Annotated in this window: 21 protein-coding genes, 1 tRNA gene and 1 other RNA gene; 11 read left to right on the top strand and 12 right to left on the bottom strand. The window is 72.6% G+C overall.

Annotated features, from left to right (window positions below):
* Positions 1-3 precede the first annotated feature (3 nt).
* Positions 4-663, bottom strand: a complete 660-nt coding sequence (locus DSM26151_RS09480) for an SIMPL domain-containing protein (RefSeq protein WP_234659318.1) — start codon at positions 661-663, stop codon at positions 4-6.
* Between the two features lie 198 nt (positions 664-861).
* On the opposite strand from DSM26151_RS09480, the gene ssrA reads away from it, so the two are divergent.
* Positions 862-1,230, top strand: a transfer-messenger RNA (tmRNA) gene (gene ssrA, locus DSM26151_RS09475).
* Positions 1,231-1,300: 70 nt separating this feature from the next.
* On the opposite strand, the gene DSM26151_RS09470 is transcribed toward ssrA, so the two are convergent.
* The 3 genes from DSM26151_RS09470 to DSM26151_RS09460 form a co-directional block, all read right to left on the bottom strand.
* On the bottom strand, positions 1,301-1,558 hold the full coding sequence (locus DSM26151_RS09470) for a hypothetical protein (protein WP_234659317.1): 258 nt from the start codon (positions 1,556-1,558) through the stop codon (positions 1,301-1,303).
* A 113-nt stretch (positions 1,559-1,671) separates the two neighbouring features.
* Entirely contained in the window at positions 1,672-2,607 is a 936-nt protein-coding gene (locus DSM26151_RS09465; protein ID WP_234659316.1) for an LLM class F420-dependent oxidoreductase, read from the bottom strand.
* Positions 2,604-3,392, bottom strand: coding sequence for an inositol monophosphatase family protein (locus tag DSM26151_RS09460; protein ID WP_234659315.1), 789 nt, complete (start codon positions 3,390-3,392; stop codon positions 2,604-2,606). The genes DSM26151_RS09465 and DSM26151_RS09460 overlap by 4 nt, the downstream gene beginning before the upstream one ends.
* A 153-nt stretch (positions 3,393-3,545) precedes the next feature.
* On the opposite strand from DSM26151_RS09460, the gene DSM26151_RS09455 reads away from it, so the two are divergent.
* Together DSM26151_RS09455 and DSM26151_RS09450 are read left to right on the top strand one after the other, a co-directional pair.
* Positions 3,546-3,621 (top strand) — tRNA-Lys (locus DSM26151_RS09455).
* A gap of 288 nt (positions 3,622-3,909) precedes the next feature.
* On the top strand, positions 3,910-4,257 hold the full coding sequence (locus DSM26151_RS09450; protein ID WP_234659314.1) for a hypothetical protein: 348 nt from the start codon (positions 3,910-3,912) through the stop codon (positions 4,255-4,257).
* 263 nt (positions 4,258-4,520) lie between these two features.
* Here DSM26151_RS09450 and DSM26151_RS09445 read toward each other — a convergent pair whose 3' ends face one another.
* From DSM26151_RS09445 to DSM26151_RS09415, 7 genes are all read right to left on the bottom strand, one after another.
* The gene (locus DSM26151_RS09445) at positions 4,521-5,114 is read right to left on the bottom strand and encodes an energy-coupling factor transporter transmembrane component T family protein (RefSeq protein WP_234659313.1); all 594 of its coding nucleotides are present in this window, start codon (positions 5,112-5,114) and stop codon (positions 4,521-4,523) included.
* Positions 5,115-5,121: 7 nt separating this feature from the next.
* Positions 5,122-5,802, bottom strand: a complete 681-nt coding sequence (locus DSM26151_RS09440; protein ID WP_234659312.1) for an energy-coupling factor ABC transporter ATP-binding protein — start codon at positions 5,800-5,802, stop codon at positions 5,122-5,124.
* Positions 5,799-6,971, bottom strand: a complete 1,173-nt coding sequence (locus DSM26151_RS09435) for a thiolase family protein (protein ID WP_234659311.1) — start codon at positions 6,969-6,971, stop codon at positions 5,799-5,801. Before DSM26151_RS09435 ends, DSM26151_RS09440 begins: the two co-directional genes overlap by 4 nt.
* The gene (locus DSM26151_RS09430; protein ID WP_234659310.1) at positions 6,968-8,209 is read right to left on the bottom strand and encodes an AMP-binding enzyme; all 1,242 of its coding nucleotides are present in this window, start codon (positions 8,207-8,209) and stop codon (positions 6,968-6,970) included. Before DSM26151_RS09430 ends, DSM26151_RS09435 begins: the two co-directional genes overlap by 4 nt.
* Entirely contained in the window at positions 8,206-8,883 is a 678-nt protein-coding gene (locus DSM26151_RS09425) for a biotin transporter BioY (RefSeq protein ID WP_234659309.1), read from the bottom strand. The genes DSM26151_RS09430 and DSM26151_RS09425 overlap by 4 nt, the downstream gene beginning before the upstream one ends.
* Positions 8,884-9,043: 160 nt before the next feature.
* Positions 9,044-9,487, bottom strand: a complete 444-nt coding sequence (locus DSM26151_RS09420) for a hypothetical protein (RefSeq protein ID WP_234659308.1) — start codon at positions 9,485-9,487, stop codon at positions 9,044-9,046.
* A 118-nt stretch (positions 9,488-9,605) separates the two neighbouring features.
* Positions 9,606-9,794 (bottom strand): hypothetical protein, encoded by a 189-nt coding sequence (locus tag DSM26151_RS09415; protein WP_234659307.1) that lies wholly within the window; start codon positions 9,792-9,794, stop codon positions 9,606-9,608.
* Between the two features lie 142 nt (positions 9,795-9,936).
* On the opposite strand from DSM26151_RS09415, the gene DSM26151_RS09410 reads away from it, so the two are divergent.
* The 3 genes from DSM26151_RS09410 to DSM26151_RS09400 are packed head-to-tail and all read left to right on the top strand — an operon-like array spanning position 9,937 to position 15,667.
* Positions 9,937-10,530: a TetR/AcrR family transcriptional regulator gene (locus DSM26151_RS09410; protein WP_234659306.1), complete on the top strand. Its 594-nt coding sequence runs from the start codon at positions 9,937-9,939 to the stop codon at positions 10,528-10,530.
* A gap of 11 nt (positions 10,531-10,541) precedes the next feature.
* On the top strand, positions 10,542-13,430 hold the full coding sequence (locus DSM26151_RS09405; protein ID WP_234659305.1) for an MMPL family transporter: 2,889 nt from the start codon (positions 10,542-10,544) through the stop codon (positions 13,428-13,430).
* Positions 13,427-15,667 (top strand): YhgE/Pip domain-containing protein, encoded by a 2,241-nt coding sequence (locus DSM26151_RS09400; protein WP_234659304.1) that lies wholly within the window; start codon positions 13,427-13,429, stop codon positions 15,665-15,667. The genes DSM26151_RS09405 and DSM26151_RS09400 overlap by 4 nt, the downstream gene beginning before the upstream one ends.
* 58 nt (positions 15,668-15,725) lie before the next feature.
* Here DSM26151_RS09400 and DSM26151_RS09395 read toward each other — a convergent pair whose 3' ends face one another.
* The gene (locus DSM26151_RS09395; RefSeq protein ID WP_234659303.1) at positions 15,726-16,580 is read right to left on the bottom strand and encodes a sugar phosphate isomerase/epimerase family protein; all 855 of its coding nucleotides are present in this window, start codon (positions 16,578-16,580) and stop codon (positions 15,726-15,728) included.
* A gap of 145 nt (positions 16,581-16,725) precedes the next feature.
* Between DSM26151_RS09395 and DSM26151_RS09390 the strand changes: the two genes are divergently transcribed.
* The 5 genes from DSM26151_RS09390 to ilvC all read left to right on the top strand — a co-directional run bounded on the left by DSM26151_RS09390 (position 16,726) and on the right by ilvC (position 24,162).
* Positions 16,726-18,897: a bifunctional alpha,alpha-trehalose-phosphate synthase (UDP-forming)/trehalose-phosphatase gene (locus tag DSM26151_RS09390; protein WP_234661856.1), complete on the top strand. Its 2,172-nt coding sequence runs from the start codon at positions 16,726-16,728 to the stop codon at positions 18,895-18,897.
* A gap of 105 nt (positions 18,898-19,002) precedes the next feature.
* Complete coding sequence (ilvD, locus tag DSM26151_RS09385; RefSeq protein WP_234659302.1) at positions 19,003-20,697, top strand: dihydroxy-acid dehydratase; 1,695 nt, start codon at positions 19,003-19,005, stop codon at positions 20,695-20,697.
* A gap of 113 nt (positions 20,698-20,810) precedes the next feature.
* Positions 20,811-22,553: an acetolactate synthase large subunit gene (locus tag DSM26151_RS09380; protein ID WP_234661855.1), complete on the top strand. Its 1,743-nt coding sequence runs from the start codon at positions 20,811-20,813 to the stop codon at positions 22,551-22,553.
* Between the two features lies 1 nt (position 22,554).
* Entirely contained in the window at positions 22,555-23,064 is a 510-nt protein-coding gene (ilvN, locus tag DSM26151_RS09375) for an acetolactate synthase small subunit (RefSeq protein WP_234659301.1), read from the top strand.
* A gap of 69 nt (positions 23,065-23,133) precedes the next feature.
* Positions 23,134-24,162: a ketol-acid reductoisomerase gene (gene ilvC, locus DSM26151_RS09370; RefSeq protein WP_234659300.1), complete on the top strand. Its 1,029-nt coding sequence runs from the start codon at positions 23,134-23,136 to the stop codon at positions 24,160-24,162.
* Positions 24,163-24,174 lie beyond the last annotated feature (12 nt).

The following is a 24,174-nucleotide window of genomic DNA, read 5'->3' as shown; positions in this document are numbered from 1 at the left end:
GGCTCACTGCGTGCTGAACCGCGCGTCGACGGCGGCCTCGACGACGAGCTTCGCCGGCGCGAACTCCGCGGCGGGCGCCGCGGCATCCGCCATCGCCATCGCTCGCACCGGCGCCTGCCGGTGGTTCCGCTGGACCGGCCGCTCGCCTGGCATGCCGTGGTCGGCGATCTCGACCGGGACGGGCGCGGCGAGCCCCAGCGCCTCGGCGTAGACGCCCGCCTTCCGCACCGCGTCGGCCACGGCCCGACGCTGCGCGGACTCGTGCACGCGCGAACGCGTCGCCTCGGTCAGGCGCCATTCGATGCCCTCGAGCGTGACGGACTCGGCCCATGCCGCCGGCCCCGCCCACGCCCCGAGCGCATCGAGGTCCCGGAACGAGGCCTCGACCTCGGCTGCGGCCTCGTGCACGAGCGGGAGTCGCCGCCCCTCGGCGTTCCACGGTCGATGCGACCAGACGCGCAGCGACCCCGCAGACCACGACTCCAGCGAGCCCGCGGCGTCGAGCCCGCGGAGGTCGGACAGGACCTGCTCATGGGCCGACCCGACCTGCGCGAGCACGTGCTCGCGGTCCTGGCCGCTCGCGGCGACGGTCAGGCGGAGCACGCCGAGTTCGGGCTCGACGTGCTCATCGGCGCGACCGGTGACCGAGATGGTGGTCGACATGCGCTTCCTCCCCGGAGACGGCCGCGGGCGCGGCATCCGTCGGCCGCCCTGCGGCCGTGCCCAGCCTATGCCGCACTGGATCCCGTGTGCACGACTGGTGTATCCTGAAAGGCCGCGTTCCCCTCGGGGTCCGCGGAGTTGGCAACTCCACAGCGTGCGATGACGACCCGCCTCCGACCATGTCGGAGCGCGTCTCATGGGGATGATCGGTTTCGACATCGCCTGCGAGACCACGAGAAGCGGGCCGAGGATGCAGGGTTATCTCGTGAACGCTCCCTGCGAACCAATAACTGCCAATAAGTCGCAGAACGACTACGCCCTCGCTGCCTAAGCGAGTCCGTTAGTCCGTCAGCCCGGGTTCGTTCCCGCCCCGGTCGCTGGCGTCATCAAGGGAACTCGCTGTACGACGTCGCCTGAGCGTCGTACGGGACTTTCTTCAGGCTGGGCCCGTCGACCTGGCTGCCTGTGGCAAGGGTCGGGGCCGAGCAGAACGCTTCACAGGATGCGCCCGGAGAAACCGTGGAATCCCAGCGATGGACGGGGGTTCGATTCCCCCCATCTCCACCACCGGCCGTCATCGCACGCTGTGCCACCGAACGCGGCGTGCATCGAGCGCGCCGCGTTCGTGCATGTCGGCTCAGCGGCCCCGGGCCGCGTTGACGTGTCCGAGCGCGGTGATCCTTCGGAGCCACCCGCCCCGGACCGCGGCGTCGTCGGAGTCGCCGCTCGCATCGGCGGACACGGTGCCGTCACCGGCATCCGCACCGCCCTCGGTTGCCGCGAGTGCGGCCGCTTCGGCGTCGCGCTCGGCCTTCCAGGCCAGGTAGTCGGCGTACGGGTCATCCCCCGGAACGCGCGGTTCCTGTTCGACGACCTCGTGTCGTCGGCGTGTCATCGCCCGCATGTCTTCCCCCCGAGGCCCCCCGGCCCTCGGTTCCAAGGGTACGCGACTGCGCAGACGTTCCCGACACGATGACGCCGGTGCGGGCCGCGCAGGACGACGGCGGGTCAGCGGACGTGGGGGAGGACCTCGGTCGCGATGAGCTCGACGTGGTCGAGGTCGCGCTGGTCGACGAGCTGGAGGTACACCCGATCGGCGCCGAGATCGGCGAGCCGCCGGATCTTCTCGACCGCGACCTCGGGGGTGCCGGCCAGGTTGACCGCCGCGAACGTGTCGGGATCGGCGCGGATCGCGGCCAGTCGTGCGAGGTAGGTCGAGTCATCCGACGCCACGACCGTCGGCAGCGCGACGCTCAGCCGCATGGTGCCGGGATCGCGGCCGATCGCCTCGCACGCGGCGCGCACGCGCGCGAAGGATGCGGCGATCTCGTCCTCGTCGGAGAAGCCGCGGTTGAATTCCGTCGCGAATCGCGCCGCGAGCGCGGGCAGTCGCGTGCGACCGCCGCCGCCCATGATCAGCGGAACCGGCGACTGCACGGGCTTCGGCAGCGCGGGCGCGTCGGCGAGGTCGTAGTGCTCGCCCGCGAACGAGAACCGCCCGCCGACGGCGGTCTGCCAGAGCCCGGTGACGACCTGCAGCTGCTCCTCGAGGAGGTCGAACCGCCGGCGGGGGAACGGGATGCCGTAGGCCGCGTGCTCGGAGCCGAACCATCCCGCGCCGAGCCCGAGCTCGACCCGGCCGCCCGACATGTCGTCGACCTGGGCGACCTGGATCGCGAGCAGGCCCGGGTGCCGGAACGTCACGGGGGAGACGAGCGTTCCGAGCCGGATCCGATCGGTCTCTCGCGCGATGCCGGCGAGGGTCGTCCAGGCGTCCGATGGTCCGGGCATCGGGTCGCCCGCGCCCATGCGCAGGATGTGGTCGCTGCGGAACCAGCCGTCGAACCCGAGCCGCTCGGTCGCCTGCGCCTGTGCGAGCTGCTCGTCGTAGCTCGCGCCCTGCTGGGGCTCGGTGAAGATGCAGACCTCGAGCGCCCGGCTCACGTCAGGGCCTCGAGCACGGCGTCGTGCAGCAGCCCGTTCGTCGCGAGCGCACTGCCGTTGCCGGCGCCCGCCTCGCCCGTGACGGACGTGAATCGCCCGCCGGCGCCCTCGACGATCGGGATCAGCGCGGTCAGGTCCCACGCCTTCACGTCGAACTCGCCGACGATGTCGACCAGGCCCTCGGCGAGCAGGCAGTACGACCACAGGTCTCCGTACGCCCGGTCGCGCCACACCCGTTCGCCGAGCGCCAGCAGGCGCTCGAGGTAGCCCGCGTCGCGCCACTGCGCGATGCTCTGGAAGCTGAGCGATGCGTCGCCGAGGTCGGCGACGCTCGACACGCGGATGTCGCGGGGCGTCGCGCCCGGGGCATCCGTCGTCTGCGCGCCGAGACCGGTCGCGCCCCACCAGCGCCGCCCGAGCGCGGGCATCGAGGCGACGCCGACGACCGGCACGCCGTCGACGGTGAGCGCGATGAGCGCACCCCAGACGGGCACGCCGCGGAGGAAGTTCGAGGTGCCGTCGATCGGGTCGATGATCCACCGCCGCGAACCGCTGCCCTCGGTGCCGTACTCCTCGCCCAGGATGCCGTCGCCGGGGCGCCGTTCGGAGAGCACCTCGCGGACCGCGCGCTCGACGGCCAGGTCGGCCTCGGTCACGAACGTGCGGTCGGGTTTCGTGTCGATCCTGAGGTCGACCGCGCGGAAGCGGGCCATCGCGGCCGCATCGGCGAGGTCGGCCAGTTCGAGGGCCAGGGCGAGATCGTCGGCGTAGGTGGCATCCGTCACCGGGACAGACTATCGACGCACGGCGGGGCGGCCGCGGGTGCGGCCGCACCCGATCCGCGCTCGACCGGCACCCGACACGCGCCGATTTCATGATCGTCACGCGAACTGATACCGTGGTCTCTCGGTTCGGGGTTCACGAAGTCCGACCGAGACGCACCTCTAGCTCAATCGGCAGAGCAACTGACTCTTAATCAGTGGGTTCAGGGTTCAAGTCCCTGGGGGTGCACCAGCAGGCCCCGGCGAGCGATCGCCGGGGTCTTCGTCGTTCCCGGGGTCTTCGTCGTTCCCGGGCACTTCACCGTCGCACATCCGACCGTGACCGCCCGGACTCGCCGTTCAGGACGGATTCGGCCGGCGGCGGTGTGTCGCAGCGCGACACGCCGCAGCGACATCTCTTTGTCCTGAACGGCGATCGCGGCTGGCGACGGATGCCGACCGCTCGGCCTCGCGCGGTTTCCGCGAGCCCTCCTCGATTCCCACGGTCGAAGGACGCCGAACGACGAGACGGAGACATGCCATGCGAACCGGTGGGAAGATCGCGATCGGGGTGGGTGCGGCGCCGGGAGCGCCGCTGACCGGCGTGTCGGTGGTGCTGTTCGCGACGTACTCCGATCGCGACGGGACGCTCCGCGAGTACAGCGCGGGAACCGCGGCGGCCGGCTCCGAGGCTCCAGCCGGGGTGGACACCCGGTTCCATTCGGCAAGCGTCGCCGCCGTGTACGGGCAGCTCGTCGACGAGGCGACGGTGCGATTCGACGACCCGATCGCGGCGACGCTCGCCCCCGAGGTGCTCGACGGCCTGTTCGTGGTCGGTGGGGTCGACCGCTTCCGGCTCGCATCGCCCGCGCCGGGAGGTGCTTCCTGATCAGTGCGCCAGGTACGTCCTGATCAGTGCGGCAGTCGCGATCGTGCCGTTCAGGACGAACTCGGCCGCAGGCGGCGTGTCGCGGCGCGACACGCCGTCGCTGCATCCGTTCATCCTGAACGGAGGGGGCGGCGGGGGGGCGGCGGCGGCGGCGGGGGCGACGGGCGACGGGCGACGGGCGGCGGGGGCGACGGGCGGCGGGGGGCGGGCGACGGGCGACGGGTGGCGGGCGACGGGTGGCGGGGGCGGGGGCGGGGACGACCTCAGTCGTCCACGCCGCGCGCCATGAGCGCCTCGCCGAGGCGGTCCGCGGTCCGGAGGGTGCGCACCATCACGGGCACGGCGAACGCGGTCGGCGAGCCCTCGGCGCCGCGCGCGCGGCGCGCGTCGAGGACCTCGCGGACGAGGTCGGCGAGCAGCGGGACGCAGCGGATGGCGAGGGCGAGGGCGAGCCCGATCCGGTCTGGGTCGACCCAGCGTGCGAAGGGCCGCAGGAGCAGCTGCACGGCGTCGAGGGTCGCGGTGACCGTGGTCGTCAGCGTGTACACGGCCGCGAGCGCGACGGCGATCACGAGCCGCCCGGCCATCGTCGCGGCGGCCTCCCATCCGGCGAAGAACCACTGGACGGGAACCGCGAACGCGAGTACCCAGAGGATGGGGGAGACCTGCCGCCAGGCGACGCGCACGGGGATGCCCGCGAGCGCGAACAGGCCGACGGTGACGGCGCCGGCGACGCCGAGCACCGCGGGGGTCCCGGCGACCGCCGTGACGGTCAGCGCGAGCGCGAGCAGGCCGAGCTTGGCCGGTGCGGGCAGTCGGTGGAGCACCGAGTCGCCGGGGTGGTGGACGCCGATCATGCGCGGCTCACCCGATCAGGGCGCGGTACGCGTCGAGCGCGCGGTCGGGAACGTCGTCGGCCACGATGCGACCGCCCTCGACGACGACCACCCGATCGAACGACTCGAGCAGTTCGAGGTGGTGGCTGACGACGACGAGCTGCTGGTCGAGCGTTGCGAAGTGCTCGGCGATCCGGCGTGCGTTGCGCGCGTCGAGGAGGGTCGTGGGTTCGTCGGCGACGACGATCGCGGGCTCCCCGACGAGGACGGATGCCAGCGCGAGCAGCTGCTTCTGCCCGCCCGACAGGCGGTGCGCCGGCCGATCCGCGAGGTCCGCGAGCCCGAAGCGCTCGAGCACGGCGTCGACGCGGGCGGCGGCGGTGCCGGGGTCGAGCCGGTGCCGTCGCAGGGTGAACGCGACGTCTTCACGCACGGTCGGCATGACGATCTGCGTGTCGGCGTCGGTGAAGACGAAACCGACCCGGCGCCGCACCTCGCGGCCGTGGCGGGCGACGTCGAGGCCGTCGACGGTCACGGTGCCGCTGGTCGGCGTCACGAGGCCGTTGATCATGCGGGCGAGCGTCGACTTGCCTGAGCCGTTCGCGCCGACGATGCCGACGCGGCGCTCGGCGAGTTCGAGGTCGACGCCATCGAGGACGGTCTCGTCGCCGTAGCGGTGACCGACCCCGTCGAAGCGGATGACGCTCATGCCACGCGCTCCACGATCATGGCGACGCCCTGCCCTCCGCCGATCGAGCAGGCGGCCAGGCCCGCGCGCGCGTCGTCTGCGGCCGCCATGCGGGCGGCGAGGCGGACGAGCAGCACGGCGCCGGAGGCGCCCCACGGGTGGCCCAGCGCGATCGCGCCGCCGTCGCCCGAGATGGTGGCCTCGTCGAGGCCGAGTTCGTCGCTCACGGCCAGCACCTGGGCGGCGAACGCCTCGGTGATCTCGACGAATCCGAGGTCGTGCGGGGTCATCCCGGCGCGCTCGAGGGCACGCCGGCCGGCCCATGCCGCCCCGAGCCCGGGCAGCGCCGGGTCGCCCGCGGCGATCGCGACCGAACGCACCCGGAGGGCGGGGAGCCCGGTCGCGCGTGCGACGGCGGCCGTGGTCACGGCCATGGCCGCGGCCCCGTCGGAGAAGCCGCACGAGTTGCCCCCGGTCACGGTTCCGCGGTCGTGCCGTCCGGACGCGGCATCCGCTCGGCCGGCGGTCGGGAACGCCGGCTCGAACCTGGCCAGCACCGCCGCATCGATCGAGGCGCGCGGCCGGTCGTCGCGGTCGACGCCGTCGACGGGCACGATCTCGGCGGCGAAGCGGCCCGCGTCGCGGGCGGCGGCGGCGAGTGCATGGGAACGCGCGGCCCAGGCGTCCTGTCGATCGCGGCCGATGCCCCGAGCCCGTGCGAGGTGTTCGGCGGCCGGGCCCATGTCGGGGTCGGGGAAGCCGGTCGGGGCGAACGGCGCGCGCGTGTAGCGTGCGCCGCCGTCGGGCCAGTGCCGGTGGGGTGCGGTGGACGCCGACTCGGCGCCGCCCGCGAGCACGAGCGACGCGTCGCCCGCGCGAACGCGCGAAGCGGCCTGGACGACCGCGTCGAGTCCCGAACCGCACTGCCGGTCGACGGTCACGCCGGGCACGTGCGTGCCGAGCCCGGCGCGCAGCGCCGCGACCCGGGCGAGGTCGCCGCCCGGCCCCATGCAGTTGCCGAGGATCACGTCGTCGATCGGGGCTCCGGCCGGGGCCACGGTGCGGGCGACGTCGGCGAGCACGGGTGCGGCGAGCGCGTCGACCGTGTGGCGTGCGAATCCGCGCGCGGCGGTCGCGATCGCGGTGCGCCGCGTCGCGACGAGGATCGGACGGGGGTCGGTGCGGGTCATGGGCGTGCTCCCTCGGCGGCGGGCGGATGTCCGGGGCCGAACGCCCCCGAGGCGATCTGCTCGCGCAGGAGCCCGCGGGCGGGCTTGCCCGTGGCGGTGCGCGGCAGGGTCCCCGCGTACCACCGGCGGGGCAGCTCGGCCGGTCCGAGCCGCGTGCGGGCGGCCGCGGCGACCTCGGCGAGGTCGGTGCCGGGGGCCAGTTCGACGAGCGCGGCGATGCGCTGCCCGAGTACGCGGTGCGGGGTGCCGACGACGGCGGCGTCGTGCACGCCGGCGAGCGTCGCGAGGCGCGCCTCGACGTCCTCGGCGAGCACGGTCGCACCGGCCGTGGTGATCGCCGAATCCCCGCGTCCGAGCACGCGGATCCCGCCGTCGAGGGTGCGTTCGGCGAGGTCGCCCACGGTGGCGAAGCCGTCGGCGTCGCGGCGCAGGCCGCCCCCGACGACGTCGAGTGCGAGGAACGGCGAGCGCGCCCAGAGCAGGAGTCCGTCGGCGGTCGGCCGGAGGTCGACCTCGACGCCGGGGAAGGGATGCAGTCCGCCCGTGACGCCGTCGTCGCGCGCGGCGAGGACGAGGGAGAGCTCGGCCGCGCCGTAGTACTCGACCAGCCGGATGCCGCGGTGCAGCGCCGACGCGCGGACGGCGTCCGGCAGTGAGGCTCCCGCGACGATCGCACGCGTGCCGGGCGCGAGGGCGTCGGCGTGGAGCAGGCGGGCGAGCCGGGTCGGGGTGGCGTGCACCGCGGTGGCGTCGTGCACGCGGTCGGTCGCGGTCGCACCGATCGCGAGCGACTGGAGCACGGCGAAGAGGTGCATCGACGCGACGAGGGGTCCGGTGATCGCGACCCGGTCGCCCGCGTCGAGTCCGGCGACCCTCGCGAACGGGACGAACGAGTCGGTCCAGGAGGCGGCCGTGCGGGCGATGACGCGGGGCCGACCGTCGCGCGAACTCGAGCCCGAGGTCATGACGGCGAGCCCGGTTCCCGGGGGCAGGCTCGGTGCCAGTCGTGCGGCGTCGTCCGTCCCGCCGCCGATGAGGACCGGTCGATGCGCCGCGAGTGCGGCGAGCACCGCGATGGCGGTGTCGATCGGGTCGCCGTCGCCGCGGCATCCGATGGGGCCGTCGGCGGGCGCGGACCCGGCGGCGGCGACCGCGCGCGCGAGTTCGTCGTAGCGGACGCGCCGCTCGCCGAACTCGAGCGCGACGCGGTCGCCGGTTCCGCCGAGCCCGTCGGTCATTCCGCGGACGCCCCAGCGGGGCGGGCCGCGGCGCGGGCCCAGGGCCACGGCTGCGGCTCGATGAGGCCGGGCCATGCGCGGTGGACGCCCTTGGCGACGAGGACGGTGACGACCACCTTGAGGATGTCGCCCGGCAGGAAGAGCGCCGAACCGGCCAGGGCGGCGCCGATCGGGGTGGCGGTGATCGCGGCGAACACGGGCACGCCGACGAGGTAGACCGCGACGATCCCGCCGAGCGCGGTAGCGCCGAGGGCGGGGAGCACGCGGTAGCGGGGCAGGAGGCGGGCGGTGCACCATCCGATCACGAGCGCTCCCAGGACCCAGCCGATGAGGTAGCCGACGGACGGGCCGACGAAGACCCCGAGGCCGCCGCGACCGCCGGAGAGCAGGGGGAGCCCTGCCGCCACGAGCGCGAGGAGCAGGAGCACGGAGAGCGCCCCCTTGCGTGCGCCGAGGATGGCGCCGGCGAGCATGACGCCGAGCGTCTGGAACGTGATCGGCACCGCGCCGCCGCCGATGTAGAGTGCACCGGGCAGGCCGAGAGCGGCGATGAGCGCGGCGAAGACGGCGATCTGGGCGAGGTCGCGTGCGGGGGTTCGGCCGCGGCGCCGCTCGGCGGCGGGTGCCGTCGAGCCGGCGGAGGACGCGGTCGGGGAGGGCGGCGCGGAGGTCATGCTGCTCCTGTCGTTCGAGCGGTTCGGGCCGGGTGGACCCGTGTGATCACGCTACGAACGGCCGCGCGGGGGCCGCGCGAGGCGGCCGTACAAGAAAGCCCCGCCGATTTTGGAACGTCATCTCCGTCATCGGCGGATGCCGCGGGCCCGGGTTCGTCGGTCAGGCGGCGCGCGCGGCCTCGACCGGTTCGTCGTGCGGCGCGTCGGCGTCGGACGCGGCGGGGTGCGCGGCATCCGCTTCGTCGACCTCGACCGGGTCGGCCCAGACGACGAGCGGGGCGGGCGTCCACGACAGGGCGAGGGAGGCCTCGTCGGCGGGGACGATGACGGCGACCTGCTCGCGCTCCTCGAGGATGACCCGGGTGACCTCGGCGGCGATCTGGTGGGTCAGCATGGCCTGGAAGATGCGGTCCGAGTCGCCGGACTCGCGGCGGACGAGGGACCACTGGCCGTCGGGGCCGATGAACTTCGAAAGGCGCGCGTTGACGAGCTCGAAGATGTGCTCGCCGCGGAGATCGGCCGCGGTCGCGCGGGGCGACGGGGCGGGTGCGGTGTGGGCGGCGGTCTGTGCGGCGAGCCGTGCGCGACGCCAGCGGCGGAACATCGGGGTCCTCTCGGTCGTCGGTGGTTCAAGTGTCCGTCACGCGAGGACCCCCGGGGCTCGGACACGCCGCAGGGGCGCCGAGCCGTCAGCGCGGACGGGGAGGTGGGGTCGGGTCGTGCTACTGCGTCAGTTCGCGGCGCTTCTCGTCGTCGGCGACCGTGCCGATCGCGATGGCGAGGCTCGCGGCCCAGGAGACCCACATGAGCACGAGCCGCCAGTCGCGCGGACCGTCCTTGGTGGTGCGGATCACGCTGATCGCACCGAACAGCGAACTGAGGACCGCTCCACTGAAGAGGTACTTGCGCATCCCGCCACGCTAGCGCGTCGGCGGGGTGCGCGCGAGTGATCGCCCGCGGGCGTGGCGCGATGGTCGGGGCGAGACTGGGAGAACACCCCGAGTCTGACCGATCGGGCAGGATCTGACCGATCGGTCAACTAGCGTCGACGCCATGCCCACGGATGTCACGCCGGCGTCGCGCGTGCGCGCGGCCGACGAACTCAAGCACGCCGCCCTCGAGCAGTTCGCCGCGAGCGGATTCGCCGCGACCTCGCTCCAGCAGATCGCCGACGCGGCCGGCTACGCGAAGTCGAGCGTGCTGTACCACTACGGGTCGAAGGAGGCCCTGCTCGAGGCCGCCATCGAGCCGGCCGTCGAGGCCGTCGAGGCCGCGCTCGAACGCTTCCTCGCCGGGAGCGGCACCGACCCGAGGGCCGAGCTCGTCCGAGACATCGTCGACCTCCTGATCGCGCACCGGCAGGCCGTCCACGTGTTCCTGATCCAGGGCCCGAGCCTGTCCGAACTGCCCATCATCGCCCGCGCCGACCTCGCCATCCGGCGGCTCGACGCCGCCCTGTGCGGGCAGGGCGAGAGCGTCGAGGACCAGGTCCGGTTCGGCATCGCGCTCGGCGGCGCGGCCTTCCTGCTCACCGCGGGACGCGGGTTCACCGACGAGGCCGCGCTCCCGGGCGACGACGACCTGCGCGCCGCGCTGCACCGGATCATCCCCGACATCCTCGCCCCCGTCCGTCACGCCGAAAGCTGAAAGGCGAACCATTGGCCCTGCTGCTCCACCGAATCGGACGATTCGCATTCCGTCGCGCCTGGATCGTGATCCTCGCCTGGGCCCTCGCCCTCGGCGGCCTCCTCGGCGCCGGACTCGGCCTCGGTGGCCAGCTCGAGGAGTCCTACTCCATCCCCGGCACCGAGTCGCAGGACGCCATCGACCACCTCGCGGCGGTGTTCCCGCAGACCGCGGGCGCATCGGCGAAGGCGGTCCTCGAGGCCCCGGACGGCGACTCGGTCGAGAACGAGCCGTACCGTAGCGCGATCACCGACCTCGAGACCGCGCTCGAAGACGTCGACGGCGTCGACAACGTGCTCGGTCCGTTCGACGAGTTCGCCGGCGACCAGGTCTCCGGCGACGACCGCACCGCCTACATCCAGATCCAGTTCGAGGGCCAGGTCACCGAGGTCACCGACGAGCAGCTCGACGCCGTCATCGCGACGGGCGCGATCGGCGAGGACGCCGGGCTCGAGGTCGCGTTCGGCGGCGACGTGTTCACCGAGACCACGTTCGGGCTCACGATCACCGAGGTGTTCGGCGTCGTGTTCGCGGGCGTCGTGCTCGTCATCACGTTCGGGTCGCTGCTGGCCGCGGGGATGCCGCTGCTCACCGCGATCGTCGGGGTCGGCGCGACCTTCGGCGGGATCGCGCTCGTGGCCGCGTTCGCACCCGTCTCGAGCACCGCGCCCATGCTCGCGGTGATGATCGGCCTCGCGGTCGGCATCGACTACGCCCTGTTCATCCTGTCGAGGCACCGGACCCAGCTCGCGCGAGGTGCGGACCCGGAGGAGAGCGCGGCCGAAGCCGTCGCGACCGCGGGCAGCGCCGTCGTGTTCGCGGGGCTCACGGTCATCATCGCGCTGCTCGGCCTGCTCGTGGTCGGCATCCCCTTCCTCAGCGTCATGGGCGTCGCCGCCGCGTTCGCCGTCCTCCTCGCGGTGCTCGGGGCCACCACGCTCCTGCCCGCGCTGTTCGGCCTCGCGAAGCGACGGCTCGTCCCGAAGCCGGGTGGTCGCGCGCACCGTCGCGCCGTGGCATCCGACGACGCCACGCGCCGCACGCTCGGCCGACGCTGGGTCGACACGGTGCTCAAGGCTCCGGTCGTGTTCGTGCTGCTCGTCGTGGGCCTGCTCGGCGCCGCAGCCGTGCCCGCCGCGAGCCTCGACCTCAACCTGCCCGGCGGCGAGGGCGACCCGGGCTCCAGCCAGCGCGAGGCGTACGACATGGTCGCCGAGGGCTTCGGCCCCGGCTACAACGGACCGCTCATCGTCACGGTCGACATCACGCAGACCACCGACATCTTCGGCGACCTCGACGCCATCGGCGACCGGCTCGCCGAGGTCGAGGGCGTCGCCTACGTCGGCGAGGGCCTGCCCAACGAGACCGTCGACACCGCGATCATCCAGGTCGTGCCCGAATCGGCCCCGACCGACGCGGCCACCAAGCAGGTCGTGCAGGACATCCGCGACCTCGCCGACGGCATCGCCGACGACTACGGAACGCCCATCGCGGTCACCGGCTACACGGCCGTCGGCATCGACATCTCGCAGCGCCTCGACGACGCGCTGCTCCCGTTCGCGCTCATCGTGGTCGGGCTCTCGGTGATCCTGCTGCTCATCGTGTTCAGGTCGGTGTTCGTCCCCGTGAAGGCGGCGCTCGGATTCCTGCTGTCGGCGTTCGGCGCGATCGGGGTCACGGTCGCCGTGTTCCAGTGGGGGTGGTTCGCCGACCTCATGCACATCGAGCCGGGACCGATCCTGAGCTTCCTGCCGATCCTGCTCATGGCGATCCTGTTCGGCCTCGCGATGGACTACGAGGTGTTCCTCGTCTCGGGCATGCGCGAGGAGTTCGTGAAGACCCGGAACCCGCGCACCTCGATCGTGCACGGCTACCAGCACGCCGCGCGCGTGGTCACCGCGGCGGCCCTGATCATGTTCTTCGTCTTCTTCGCCTTCGTGCCCGAGGGCACCGGGGTGATCAAGGGCATCGCGTTCGCCCTCGCGATCGGCGTGGTGTTCGACGCGTTCCTCGTGCGCATGACGCTCGTGCCCGCGGCGATGGCGCTCGCCGGACGCGGCGCGTGGTGGCTGCCGAAGTGGCTCGGCCGCGTGCTGCCCGACGTGGACATCGAGGGGGAGGGGCTGCGCGCCCACCTCGCCGAGTCGGAGTGGGCCGCGGCACGCGGCGCCGACGTGCTCGCCGAGGACCTCCGCATCGGCGACCCCGACGATCCGGTCGGGCCGCTCTCGATCGCCGTCCCGAACGGCGCCGTCCTCGTCGTGCGCCGCGCGCCCGCCGAACGTCGCCTCCTCGGCGCCGTGCTCGCCGGTCGCGTCGCACCCGCCGGCGGCCGGCTGGCGGTGCTCGGGTCGCCGCTGCCCACCGACGCGGGTGCGGTCATGCGCCGCGTCGCCCTGGCCGACACCGTGACGGATGCCGCAGCCGGCGCCACCGCGGGCGAACTCGTCGCCGCACGCGTCGACGCGACCCGGGCGTGGTACCGCCTCGACTCCGGCCGACCGGCCGTCCGGACCGCCGTGCGCCGCGCCGGAGAGGCGCGGACCGCCGTGGGCGACCCGCTCGTGCGCCCCATCGATCCCGACACGCCCTTCGACGCGCTCGACACGCTCGACCGGGTGCTCGTGTGCGTCGCCGCAGCCCTCGCCGAGAAGCCGCGCGCGGTGGTCGTCGACCTCGATGGCGCATCCCGCATCCCGGACCGGTTGTGGCCGGCGCTCGCGCGCCTCGTGCCGTCCGACGTCCTGCTCATCGCCACCACCGCGCCCGATGCGGACCTCGAGCACGCCGCGACGGCGTTCGAGGGCCGCGGCATCCGCTCGCTCGACCTCGTCGCCCGCCCCCAGGAGGCACTCCGATGACCCGCACCGAAACGCTCACGGCATCGCCAGGTCGCCGCCGGTTCCGGCGTGCAGCGCTCGTCGCGGCCGTGATCGCCGTCCCGCTCGCCGTCGCGGGCCTCGTCGCCGGCGCGATCGGCGGCGCCGACGAACGCCTCGACACGATCCCCGCGATCGTGGTCAACAACGACGAGATGGTCACGACCACGACGCCCGACGGCCAGGAGCAGCCCGTGCTCGCCGGGCGGCTGCTCGTCACCGAGCTCACCGGCGACGGCGACACCGGGTTCGACTGGAGCATCTCGAACGACGAGGACGCCGCAGCGCGGCTCGCCGACGGCGAGGCCTACGCGGTGCTGACGATCCCGGCCGACTTCTCGGCCTCGGTCACCTCGCTCGCGGGCGACGCACCCACGACCGCGGCCCTCGACATCCGCACCGACGACGCGCACAGCTACCTCGCGGGGAGTGTCGGCGCCGCGGTCGGCGACGCGGTCGCGACCACGTTCGGGCACCAGCTGACCACGCAGTACCTCGAGGGGCTCTACGGCCAGCTCGTGCAGGTCGGCGGGTCGTTCGGCGACGCCGCCGACGGCGCCGGGCAGCTCGCCGACGGCGCGGACTCGCTCGCGACCGGGCTCGGGCAGCTCGCCACGGGACTCGGATCGGCAGCCGACGGCAGCGCCGAGGCCGCGGACGGGGCCGCCGCGTACGCCTCGGGCGTCGGGCAGTACACCGCGGGTGTCGAGCAGCTCGCGGGCGGCGTCGCGACCCTCGACGCGCAGGCCGGCGGGCTCGACGGCATCACCTCCGGGATCGCGCAGTACGTCGACGGCGTCGCGCAGGCCGGCGACGGCGTCGACACGGGAATCGGTCAGTACGTCGGCGGCGTGCGCGCCGCGGGAACCGGCATCGACACCGGCATCGGCGCCTACCTCGACGGCGTCGCGGCGACCGGCGCCGGACTCTCGGGGTCGACCGGGCAGTTCGCCGACGGACTCGACCAGCTCGCGGGCGGCGGCGACGACCTCGTCGCGGCTCTCCCGAGCCTGATCGCGGCGGACCCGAGCGGTGCGGCAGCGCAGGCGGCGCTCGCCGACTACGTCACCCAGGTGCGCGGTGCAGCGGATGGCGCCGACGCCCTCGTCACGGGCATCGACGACGCGTTCGGGGTGCTCGCAACCGGCGGCGCGAAGCTCCGCACCGAGACCGCGGGCGGATTCGCGCAGCTCGGATCGGGCGGCGACGCGCTTCGCGCCGGAACGGCGGCCGGGTTCGACGAACTCGCCGCCGGCGGCGCAGCGCTCGTGGCCGGAACCGGTTCGGGCGTGAACGACCTCCAGTCGGGCATCTCGCAGCTCTCCGGCGGTGCCTCGCAGGCGGCAGCGGGCTCGCCCGCGCTCCGTTACGGCGCGAACGGGCTCGCCTCGGGTGTGAGCGGGATCGCGACCGGCCTCGGGCAGCTCGGCGACGGCGCAGCGAAGTCCGCCGACGGCGCCACCGAGCTCGCCGCGGGCACCGACGAACTCGCCGAGGGGCTCGCCCTGGGCGCCGAGGGCACCGCGTCGCTCGACGACCTCGACCCCTCGGCCACCGCGAGCGTCGTGGCCGACCCCGTCGTCGCCGAGGCGACCCGCGACAACGAGATCACCTCGTTCGGCCAGGTCGTCGCGATGCTCATCGGCCCCATCGGCCTCTGGCTCGGGGCGATGACCCTCTTCCTCGTGTTCCGGCCCTTCACGCGCGAAGCGCTCGCCAGCACCGCGTCCACGGGCACGCTCGTCGCGCGCACCCTGTTCCGGGGCGCCCTCATCGGCCTCGCGCAGGCGCTCGCCGTCGTCGCCCTCATGCACACCGTGCTCGGGGTCTCGTGGGCGATGCTCCCGCAGACCCTCGCGTTCTCGGCGCTCCTCGCGGTCGCGTTCACCGCGCTGCACGCGTTCCTGTCCGCCTGGCTCGGGCGGATCGGGACGGTCGTCTCGCTCGTGCTCGTCGTGCTCCAGCTCGCGGCATCCGGCGGTGTCTACCCGCTCGAGGTCGTCAGTGGTCCGTACCAGGCGATCAGCCCGTTCCTGCCCCTCACCTGGGCGGTGCAGGGGATGCAGCTCATCGTCGCCGGGGTCGGCGGGTCGGGCGTCTGGGCCGCGGCCGGCGCACTCGTGGTCTTCGGGGTCGTCGGCGTCGCGGGCACCGCGATCGTGATCGCGCGCCGCCGCGGCATCCGCTCGGTGGCCGCCGCCGCACCGGCGACGGCCTGACCGCACGGCGACGCCGGGCCGCGAGCCCGGCGTCGCCGGACACGGTCGCGACGTCGCGTCAGGCGTGCCGGCCCGGCACGATCGCGTCGATCACGCGGCGGAACGGCGAGGCGTGCGCAGGCGCGATCGCGGTGTGCTCGCGCGCGAACAGCGCCGTCTCGCGCAGCAGGTCGAGGCGTTCGGACTCGGTCTTCGCCTTGCGCGTGTTGACCTCGGCGACGATCGAGCCGCCCCAGCCCTGATCGGCGAGCATGCGAAGCACCTCGGCGACCGGCTCGCGGCCGCGCCCGGGCAGCAGGTGCTCGTCGAAGATCTGGCCCTCGCCGATCGCCCCGGACCCGTCGCACAGGTGCACGTGGCGCAGCCGGTCGCCGAGGTCGGTCGCGAGCTGCATGCTGTCGGTGCCCGACAGCGCCGCGTGCGAGAAGTCGAGGGTCACCGCGTCGCAGTCCATCTGCCGCGGATCCCACCCGGGCGCGTACGCCTTCACGTTCCGCCCGGCGGCGCGCCACGGGAACATGTTCTCGACCGCGATCTCGACGCCGTGCTCCTCGGAGAGCTCCCGCACGATCGGCAGGAACTCCAGCGCGTAGCTCGCCTGCCAGCGGAACGGCGGGTGCACGACGACGCTGCCGGCACCCACCGCCTTCGCCAACTCCGCGGTCCGCGCGAGCTTCACGCGCGGATCGCGACCCCAGACGAAGTGGGTGAGCAGCAGCACCGGCGCATGGATCGACAGGATCGGCAGCTCGAAGCGTTCGGAGAGTTCGAGGAGCACGTCGGGGGACTGCGTCGAGGCCTCCTGGGTGACCATGACCTCGACCCCGTCGAAGCCGGCCTCCCGGGCGATGCGGAACGCGTGCTCGGGCTCGAGCGGGTAGACGCAGGTGGTGCTCATACCGATGCGGATCATGAGGCTCGAAGTCTATCCCCGACGGCTGGGGAACGGATGGGACCACGTGACTGTTAGCCTGAAATCCACCCCGCGAGGAGGATCCGACGCCGTGAAGCCCGAAACCGACTCCGAGGCGGACCCGATCTTCGACACGACGTACGACATGGTCGTCGTCTCGAACCGGCTCCCCGTCGACTACGTCGGCGGCGACGGCGCCGACACCCGCTGGAAGGTCTCGCCCGGTGGCCTCGTCACCGCACTCGAACCCGTGATGCGCGCGAACGAGGGCGCGTGGGTCGGCTGGGCCGGCGTCGCCGACCGCGAGTTCGACCCGTTCGAGCACGACGGCATCTCGATCGTGCCGGTCCCGCTGTCGGAGGACGAACTCGAGGAGTACTACGAGGGGTTCTCCAACGACACGCTCTGGCCGCTCTACCACGACGTGATCGCGCCGCCGAGCTTCCACCGCGAGTGGTGGGACGCCTACGTGCGCGTCAACCGACGGTTCGCCGAGACGGCCGCGCGCGTCGCAGCGCCCGGCGCGGTCGTGTGGGTGCAGGACTACCAGTTGCAGCTCGTCCCGCGCATGCTGCGCGAGAGCCGGCCCGACCTGGTCATCGGCTTCTTCAACCACATCCCGTTCCCCGCCTACGGGATCTACTCGCAGCTGCCGTGGCGCAGGCAGGTGATCGACGGGCTGCTCGGCGCCGACGTCATCGGGTTCCAGCGCGCGGCCGACGCCGGCAACTTCTCGCGCGCGGTCCGGCGGCTGTTCGGGTACAAGACCCGGGGCACCGTGCTCGAGGTGCCCGGGGCCGACGGCGAGATGCGACACGTCGTCGCCCGCCACTTCCCGATCTCGATCGACGCGGCCGCGTTCGAGGAGCTCGCCCGCACGCCCGAGGTCCAGCAGCGCGCCCGCGAGATCCGACGCAGCCTCGGCGACCCCGAGGTCGTGATGCTCGGCGTCGATCGGCTCGACTACACCAAGGGCATCCGGCACCGCATGAAGGCGTTCGGCGAGCTGCTCCGCGACGAGCGGCTGTCGGTCCAGCAGGCCACGCTCGTGCAGGTCGCCAGCCCTTCGCGCGAACGCGTCGAGACCTACCGGCAGCTCCGCGACGAGATCGAGCTCATGGTCGGGCGGCTGAACGGCGACCATGCCGCGCTCGGGCACCCGGCGATCACCTACCTGCACCACGGGTACCCGCGCCAGGAGATGGCGGCGCTCTACCTCGCGGCCGACGTCATGCTCGTGACGGCACTGCGCGACGGCATGAACCTCGTCGCGAAGGAGTACGTCGCGAGCCGGTACGACGACGACGGGGTGCTCCTGCTCAGCGAGTTCACGGGGGCGTCCGACGAACTCCGGCAGGCGGTGCTCGTCAACCCCCACGACATCGAGGGCCTGAAGGACGCGATGGTCGAGGCCGTGAACATGCCCCCGCGCGAGCGGGCGCGCCGCATGCGCGCGCTGCGCCGGCGCGTGATCGAGAACGACGTCGCGAACTGGTCCGCGACGTTCCTCGAGACCCTCACGGGCGTGGGGAAGATCCCCGGCGGCGTCTCCGACGCGCTGCGGGGCGCGGTGTCGCGACTCGCGCAGACCCCGCGCCTGCTGGTCGCGCTCGACTTCGACGGGACCCTCGCACCGCTCGTGGACCGCCCAGAGGACGCGCGGGCCACCGACCGGGCGCGCGCCGCGATCGAGCGCATGTCCGAACACGAGGACACGCGCGTCGCGCTCGTGTCCGGCCGGGCCCTCGACAGCCTGAAGGAGGTCGCGTCGCCCCCCGTCGCCGCGCTGCTGAGCGGATCCCACGGGGTCGAGCTGCAGCTGGACGCCGGGGGAGTGACCATCGACCTGCGCGAGGGCGAGCTGGCCCGGCTGGGTGAGCTCATCGAGATCGTCGAGTCCGCGGCATCCGCTTCGGACGGCGCCTGGGTCGAGCGCAAGCCGGCCGGGATCGCCCTGCACACGCGCAAGCTCGGTGCGAGCGCCGGCGCCGCGCTGCAGCGCAGCGCGCGCGATCAGGTCGAGCAGGCGCTGCCGGGTCTCGCGACGCGGACGGGCAAGAACGTGCTCGAGTTCGCCGTGCGGGCCAGCGACAAGGGCGAGGCGCTCATCCGCCTCCGCCAGCACGCGGGCGCCGACGTCGTCCTCTACATCGGCGACGACGTCACCGACGAGGATGCCTTCGCGATCCTCGAGGGCCCGGACGTCGGGGTGAAGGTCGGGCAGGGCAAGTCCCTCGCCGCGTACCGGCTGAACGGGCCCGACGACGTGGCCGAGCTCCTCGAACTGCTCGCCGACGCCCGCGACGCCTCCCGTTGAGCGTCGCGACCGGTACGGTCGACCTGACGCGGCGGCGAGCGGATGCCTCCGGCGTCGCCGTCGCCGCGACGAAACCGGCTCCGCGCGGCCCGTAGACTCGACCCCATGTCGGAGATCGATCCCAAGCCCCGCAGTCGCGTCGTCACGGATGGCATCGAGGCCACCACCAGCCGGGGCATGCTCCGCGCGGTCGGCATGGGTGACGCGGACTGGGACAAGCCCCAGGTCGGCATCGCGTCGTCGTGGAACGAGATCACGCCCTGCAACCTCTCGCTCGGCCGCCTCGCGCAGGCCGCGAAGGAGGGCGTGCACAGCGGCGGCGGGTACCCGCTGCAGTTCGGCACGGTGTCCGTCTCCGACGGCATCTCGATGGGCCACGAGGGCATGCACTTCTCGCTCGTCTCGCGCGAGGTCATCGCCGACTCGGTCGAGGTCGTCATGCAGGCCGAGCGGCTCGACGGGTCGGTGCTGCTCGCGGGCTGCGACAAGTCGATCCCCGGCATGCTCATGGCCGCCGCGCGACTCGACCTGGCGTCGGTGTTCCTCTACGCGGGCTCGATCGCACCCGGCTGGGTGCGGCTCTCGGACGGCACCGAGAAGGACATCACGATCATCGACTCGTTCGAGGCCGTCGGCGCGGTCAAGGCCGGCAAGATGAGCGAAGAGGACGCCAAGCGCATCGAGTGCGCGTTCGCGCCCGGCGAGGGTGCCTGCGGCGGCATGTACACCGCGAACACCATGGCCTCGGTCGCCGAGGCGCTCGGCCTCTCGCTGCCGGGTTCGGCCTCGCCGGCCTCGGCCGACCGTCGTCGCGACTACTACGCCCACCGCTCGGGCGAGGCGGTCGTGAACCTCCTGAAGCAGGGCATCACGGCACGGCAGATCCTCACCAAGGAGGCGTTCGAGAACGCCATCGCGGTCGGCATGGCCCTCGGCGGCTCGACGAACATCGTGCTGCACCTGCTCGCGATCGCACGCGAGGCCGAGGTCGACCTCACGCTCGACGACTTCAACCGCATCGGCTCGAAGGTGCCGCACATCGGCGACCTCAAGCCCTTCGGCAAGTACGTCATGAACGACGTCGACCGCCGCGGCGGAGTGCCCGTGCTCATGAAGGCCCTCCTCGACGCGGGCCTCCTGCACGGCGACGTGCTCACCGTGACGGGCCGCACCATGCGCGAGAACCTCGAGGAGATGGACCTTCCGGGTCTCGACGGCGAGGTCCTGCACACGCTCGACGACCCCATCCACGAGACGGGCGGGCTGACGATCCTGCACGGGTCGCTCGCGCCCGAGGGCGCGGTCGTGAAGACCGCCGGGTTCGACGCGGCCGTCTTCGAGGGCCCCGCGCGCGTGTTCGAACGCGAGCGCAGCGCGATGGACGCGCTCACGAACGGCGAGATCACGCACGGCGACGTCGTCGTCATCCGCTACGAGGGTCCCAAGGGCGGCCCGGGCATGCGCGAGATGCTGGCGATCACCGCCGCCATCAAGGGCGCCGGGCTCGGAAAAGATGTACTACTCTTGACGGACGGTCGATTCTCAGGCGGCACAACCGGCCTGTGCATCGGCCATCTGGCACCCGAGGCGGTGGACGCAGGTCCGATCGCCCTCGTGCGCGATGGTGATCTCATTCGGGTCGATATCGCGGCTCGTTCCATCGACCTACTGGTCGACGAGACCGAGCTGGCTGCCCGCCGCGAAGGCTGGGCGCCGCTTCCCCCGCGCTACACCCGAGGCGTCCTCGCGAAGTACTCCAAGCTCGCCCGTTCCGCAGCCGAAGGCGCGACCACGGGCTGAGCCGGCTTCGCCGTCCCGAACCCACCATCTCCATGAACAGGAATCGAATGCCCACGGAATCCAGTCCCGTGCCATCGCCCGCCACCCTGTCCCAGTCCCAGGGTGCGCCCGAGATGCTCACCGGAGCCGAGGCGGTCGTCCGCTCGCTCGAACTCATCGGCATCACCGACGTGTTCGGGCTCCCCGGCGGCGCCATCCTCCCGGTGTACGACCCGCTGCTCGACAGCCGCAAGCTGCGCCACATCCTCGTGCGCCACGAGCAGGGCGCCGGGCACGCCGCCGAGGGGTACGCCTCCTCGAGCGGAAAGCTCGGCGTCGCGATCGCGACCTCGGGGCCGGGAGCGACGAACCTCGTCACCGCGATCGCCGACGCGCACATGGATTCGGTGCCGCTGCTCGCGATCACCGGCCAGGTGTTCTCGAACCTGATGGGCACCGACGCCTTCCAGGAGGCCGACATCGTCGGCATCACGATGCCGATCACGAAGCACTCCTTCCTCGTGAAGACCGCCGAGGAGATCCCGGCGACGATCGCGGCGGCCGTGCATATCGCGACCACCGGTCGCCCCGGCCCGGTGCTCGTCGACATCACCAAGGACGCCCAGCAGGCGAAGTTCGCGTTCTCGTGGCCGCCCAAGCTCGACCTGCCCGGGTACCGCCCCACCACGAAGGCACACGGCAAGCAGGTGCTCGCCGCGGCGCAGCTCATCGCCGAGGCCCAGCGCCCCGTGCTCTACGTCGGCGGCGGCGTCATCCGCGCCGGAGCCAGCGACGAACTCGTCGCGTTCGCGGAGGCGACCGATGCACCGGTCGTGACCACGCTCATGGCGCGCGGCGCCTTCCCGGACTCGCACCGGCAGCACCTCGGCATGCCGGGCATGCACGGCACCGTTCCCGCGGTGCTCGCGCTCCAGGAATCCGACCTCCTCGTCGTGCTCGGCGCCCGGTTCGACGACCGCGTGACCGGCAAGGCCGCGCTCTTCGCGCCGGACGCCAAGGTCGTGCACGTCGACATCGACCCGGCGGAGATCGGCAAGATCCGGTCGGCCGACGTGCCGATCGTCGGCGACGCGAAGGAGGTGCTCGTCGACCTGCTCGCCTCGTACCGCGAGGTCGCCGCGACCACCACCCCCGACCTGACGGAGTGGTGGGCCACGCTCGACGGCCTCCGCGCCGAGTACCCGCTCGGGTTCTCACCGACCTCCGACGGCCTGCTCGCACCGCAGTACGTGATCCAGCGCATCGGCGAGCTCACGGGCCCCGAGGGCGTCTACGCCGCGGGCGTCGGCCAGCACCAGATGTGGGCGGCGCAGTTCATCAAGTACGAGCGGCCGAACTCGTGGCTGAACTCGGGCGGCGCGGGCACCATGGGCTACTCGGTTCCCGCGGCCATGGGCGCGAAGGTCGCCGAACCGCACCGCCACGTGTGGGCGATCGACGGCGACGGCTGCTTCCAGATGACCAACCAGGAACTCGCGACCTGCACCCTGAACGAGATCCCGATCAAGGTCGCGGTCATCAACAACTCCTCGCTCGGCATGGTGCGCCAGTGGCAGACCCTGTTCTACGACGGCCGGTACTCCAACACCGACCTCAACACGGGGCACGACACGGTCCGCGTCCCCGACTTCGTGAAGATGGCGGAGGCGTACGGCGCGCTCGGCATCCGCGTGACGAAGGAGGAGGAGGTCGACGCCGCGATCAAGCTCGCGCTCGAGACGAACGACCGCCCCGTCGTGATCGACTTCGTCGTCTCGGCCGACGCCATGGTGTGGCCGATGGTGCCGCAGGGCGTGTCGAACTCCTACATCCAGTACGCGCGAGACCACGCGCCGGCATTCGAAGAAGGGGACTGACATGTCGACCCACGTGCTCTCCCTCCTCGTCGAGGACAAGCCGGGCCTGCTGACCCGCGTCGCCGGGCTCTTCGCGCGTCGCGGCTTCAACATCGAGTCGCTCGCGGTCGGCCACTCCGAGATCGACGGCCTCAGCCGCATCACCGTGGTGGTCGACGTCGAGGACCTGCCGCTCGAGCAGGTCACCAAGCAGTTGAACAAGCTCGTCAACGTGATCAAGATCGTCGAGCTCGACCCGGCGCAGTCGGTGCAGCGCGAGCACCTGCTCATCAAGGTGCGCGTCGACAACACCACGCGCTCCCAGGTGCTCGAAGCGGTCAACCTCTTCCGTGCGCGCGTCGTCGACGTGTCGACCGACGCGCTCGTGATCGAGGTCACCGGCGACTCCGGCAAGACCAACGCGCTGCTGAAGGTCCTCGAACCGTACGGCATCAAGGAGATCGCCCAGTCGGGCCTGCTCGCCATCGGGCGCGGCGGCAAGTCCATCACCGAACGCGTCTTCAAGAACTGACCAGCGGATGCCGCAGCGCCGTGCCGCGGCATCCGTCACCTGAACCCCACCCAAGGAGAAAGAACAGCAATGGCTGAGATCTACTACGACAAGGACGCCGACCTCTCGCTCATCCAGGGCAAGAAGGTCGCCGTCATCGGCTACGGCTCGCAGGGCCACGCGCACGCGCAGAACCTCCGCGACTCGGGCGTCGAGGTCGTCATCGGCCTCAAGGAGGGCTCGAAGTCGGCCCCCAAGGCCGAGGAGCAGGGCTTCGAGGTCAAGTCCGTCGCGGATGCCGCCGCGTGGGCCGACGTCGTCGTCATCCTCGCCCCGGACCAGTTCCAGCGCCACATCTACGCCGAGTCCGTCAAGGACAACCTGAAGACCGGCGACACGCTCGTCTTCGGCCACGGCTTCAACGTGCGCTTCGGCTACATCGAGGCGCCCGAGGGCGTCGACGTGATCCTCGTCGCGCCGAAGGCGCCCGGACACACGGTGCGCCGCGAGTTCGTCGCCGGTCGCGGCATCCCCGACATCATCGCGGTCGAGCAGGACGCCTCCGGCTCCGCGTGGGACCTCGCGAAGTCGTACGCGAAGGCCATCGGCGGCACCCGCGCCGGCGTCATCAAGACGACCTTCACCGAAGAGACCGAGACCGACCTGTTCGGCGAGCAGGCCGTGCTCTGCGGCGGCGTCTCGCAGCTCGTCCAGTACGGGTTCGAGACCCTGACCGAGGCCGGCTACCAGCCCGAGATCGCCTACTTCGAGGTCCTCCACGAGCTCAAGCTCATCGTCGACCTCATGTGGGAGGGCGGCATCTCGAAGCAGCGCTGGTCGGTCTCCGACACCGCCGAGTACGGCGACTACGTCTCGGGCCCGCGCGTCATCGACGAGCGCGTCAAGGAGAACATGCAGGCCGTGCTCGCCGACGTGCAGAACGGCGCGTTCGCCAAGCGCTTCATCGACGACCAGGACAACGGCGCCAAGGAGTTCCTCGAGCTCCGCGAGAAGGGCCAGGGCCACCCGATCGAGACGACCGGTCGCGACCTGCGCAAGCTCTTCGCCTGGGCACAGGTCGACGGCGACGACTACGTCGACGGCGAGGTCGCTCGCTGACGCTCGCGTCCT

Source organism: Agromyces marinus (assembly GCF_021442325.1).
GTDB classification, from domain to species: Bacteria; Actinomycetota; Actinomycetes; order Actinomycetales; family Microbacteriaceae; genus Agromyces; species Agromyces marinus.
Note: the sequence above shows the minus strand (reverse complement) of the source record. Positions and strands in the feature narration are given on the sequence as shown.

What these genes read in the sequence shown, in the direction of transcription:
- DSM26151_RS09480 (WP_234659318.1), bottom strand. Translation starts at nt 663, where the DNA reads ATGTCGACCACCATCTCGGTCACCGGTCGCGCCGATGAGCACGTCGAG.
- DSM26151_RS09470 (WP_234659317.1), bottom strand. Translation starts at nt 1,558, where the DNA reads ATGACACGCCGACGACACGAGGTCGTCGAACAGGAACCGCGCGTTCCG.
- DSM26151_RS09450 (WP_234659314.1), top strand. Translation starts at nt 3,910, where the DNA reads ATGCGAACCGGTGGGAAGATCGCGATCGGGGTGGGTGCGGCGCCGGGA.
- DSM26151_RS09445 (WP_234659313.1), bottom strand. Translation starts at nt 5,114, where the DNA reads ATGATCGGCGTCCACCACCCCGGCGACTCGGTGCTCCACCGACTGCCC.
- DSM26151_RS09440 (WP_234659312.1), bottom strand. Translation starts at nt 5,802, where the DNA reads ATGAGCGTCATCCGCTTCGACGGGGTCGGTCACCGCTACGGCGACGAG.
- DSM26151_RS09435 (WP_234659311.1), bottom strand. Translation starts at nt 6,971, where the DNA reads ATGACCCGCACCGACCCCCGTCCGATCCTCGTCGCGACGCGGCGCACC.
- DSM26151_RS09430 (WP_234659310.1), bottom strand. Translation starts at nt 8,209, where the DNA reads ATGACCGACGGGCTCGGCGGAACCGGCGACCGCGTCGCGCTCGAGTTC.
- DSM26151_RS09425 (WP_234659309.1), bottom strand. Translation starts at nt 8,883, where the DNA reads ATGACCTCCGCGCCGCCCTCCCCGACCGCGTCCTCCGCCGGCTCGACG.
- DSM26151_RS09420 (WP_234659308.1), bottom strand. Translation starts at nt 9,487, where the DNA reads ATGTTCCGCCGCTGGCGTCGCGCACGGCTCGCCGCACAGACCGCCGCC.
- DSM26151_RS09415 (WP_234659307.1), bottom strand. Translation starts at nt 9,794, where the DNA reads ATGCGCAAGTACCTCTTCAGTGGAGCGGTCCTCAGTTCGCTGTTCGGT.
- DSM26151_RS09410 (WP_234659306.1), top strand. Translation starts at nt 9,937, where the DNA reads ATGCCCACGGATGTCACGCCGGCGTCGCGCGTGCGCGCGGCCGACGAA.
- DSM26151_RS09400 (WP_234659304.1), top strand. Translation starts at nt 13,427, where the DNA reads ATGACCCGCACCGAAACGCTCACGGCATCGCCAGGTCGCCGCCGGTTC.
- DSM26151_RS09395 (WP_234659303.1), bottom strand. Translation starts at nt 16,580, where the DNA reads ATGATCCGCATCGGTATGAGCACCACCTGCGTCTACCCGCTCGAGCCC.
- DSM26151_RS09390 (WP_234661856.1), top strand. Translation starts at nt 16,726, where the DNA reads ATGGTCGTCGTCTCGAACCGGCTCCCCGTCGACTACGTCGGCGGCGAC.
- ilvD (WP_234659302.1), top strand. Translation starts at nt 19,003, where the DNA reads ATGTCGGAGATCGATCCCAAGCCCCGCAGTCGCGTCGTCACGGATGGC.
- DSM26151_RS09380 (WP_234661855.1), top strand. Translation starts at nt 20,811, where the DNA reads ATGCTCACCGGAGCCGAGGCGGTCGTCCGCTCGCTCGAACTCATCGGC.
- ilvN (WP_234659301.1), top strand. Translation starts at nt 22,555, where the DNA reads ATGTCGACCCACGTGCTCTCCCTCCTCGTCGAGGACAAGCCGGGCCTG.
- ilvC (WP_234659300.1), top strand. Translation starts at nt 23,134, where the DNA reads ATGGCTGAGATCTACTACGACAAGGACGCCGACCTCTCGCTCATCCAG.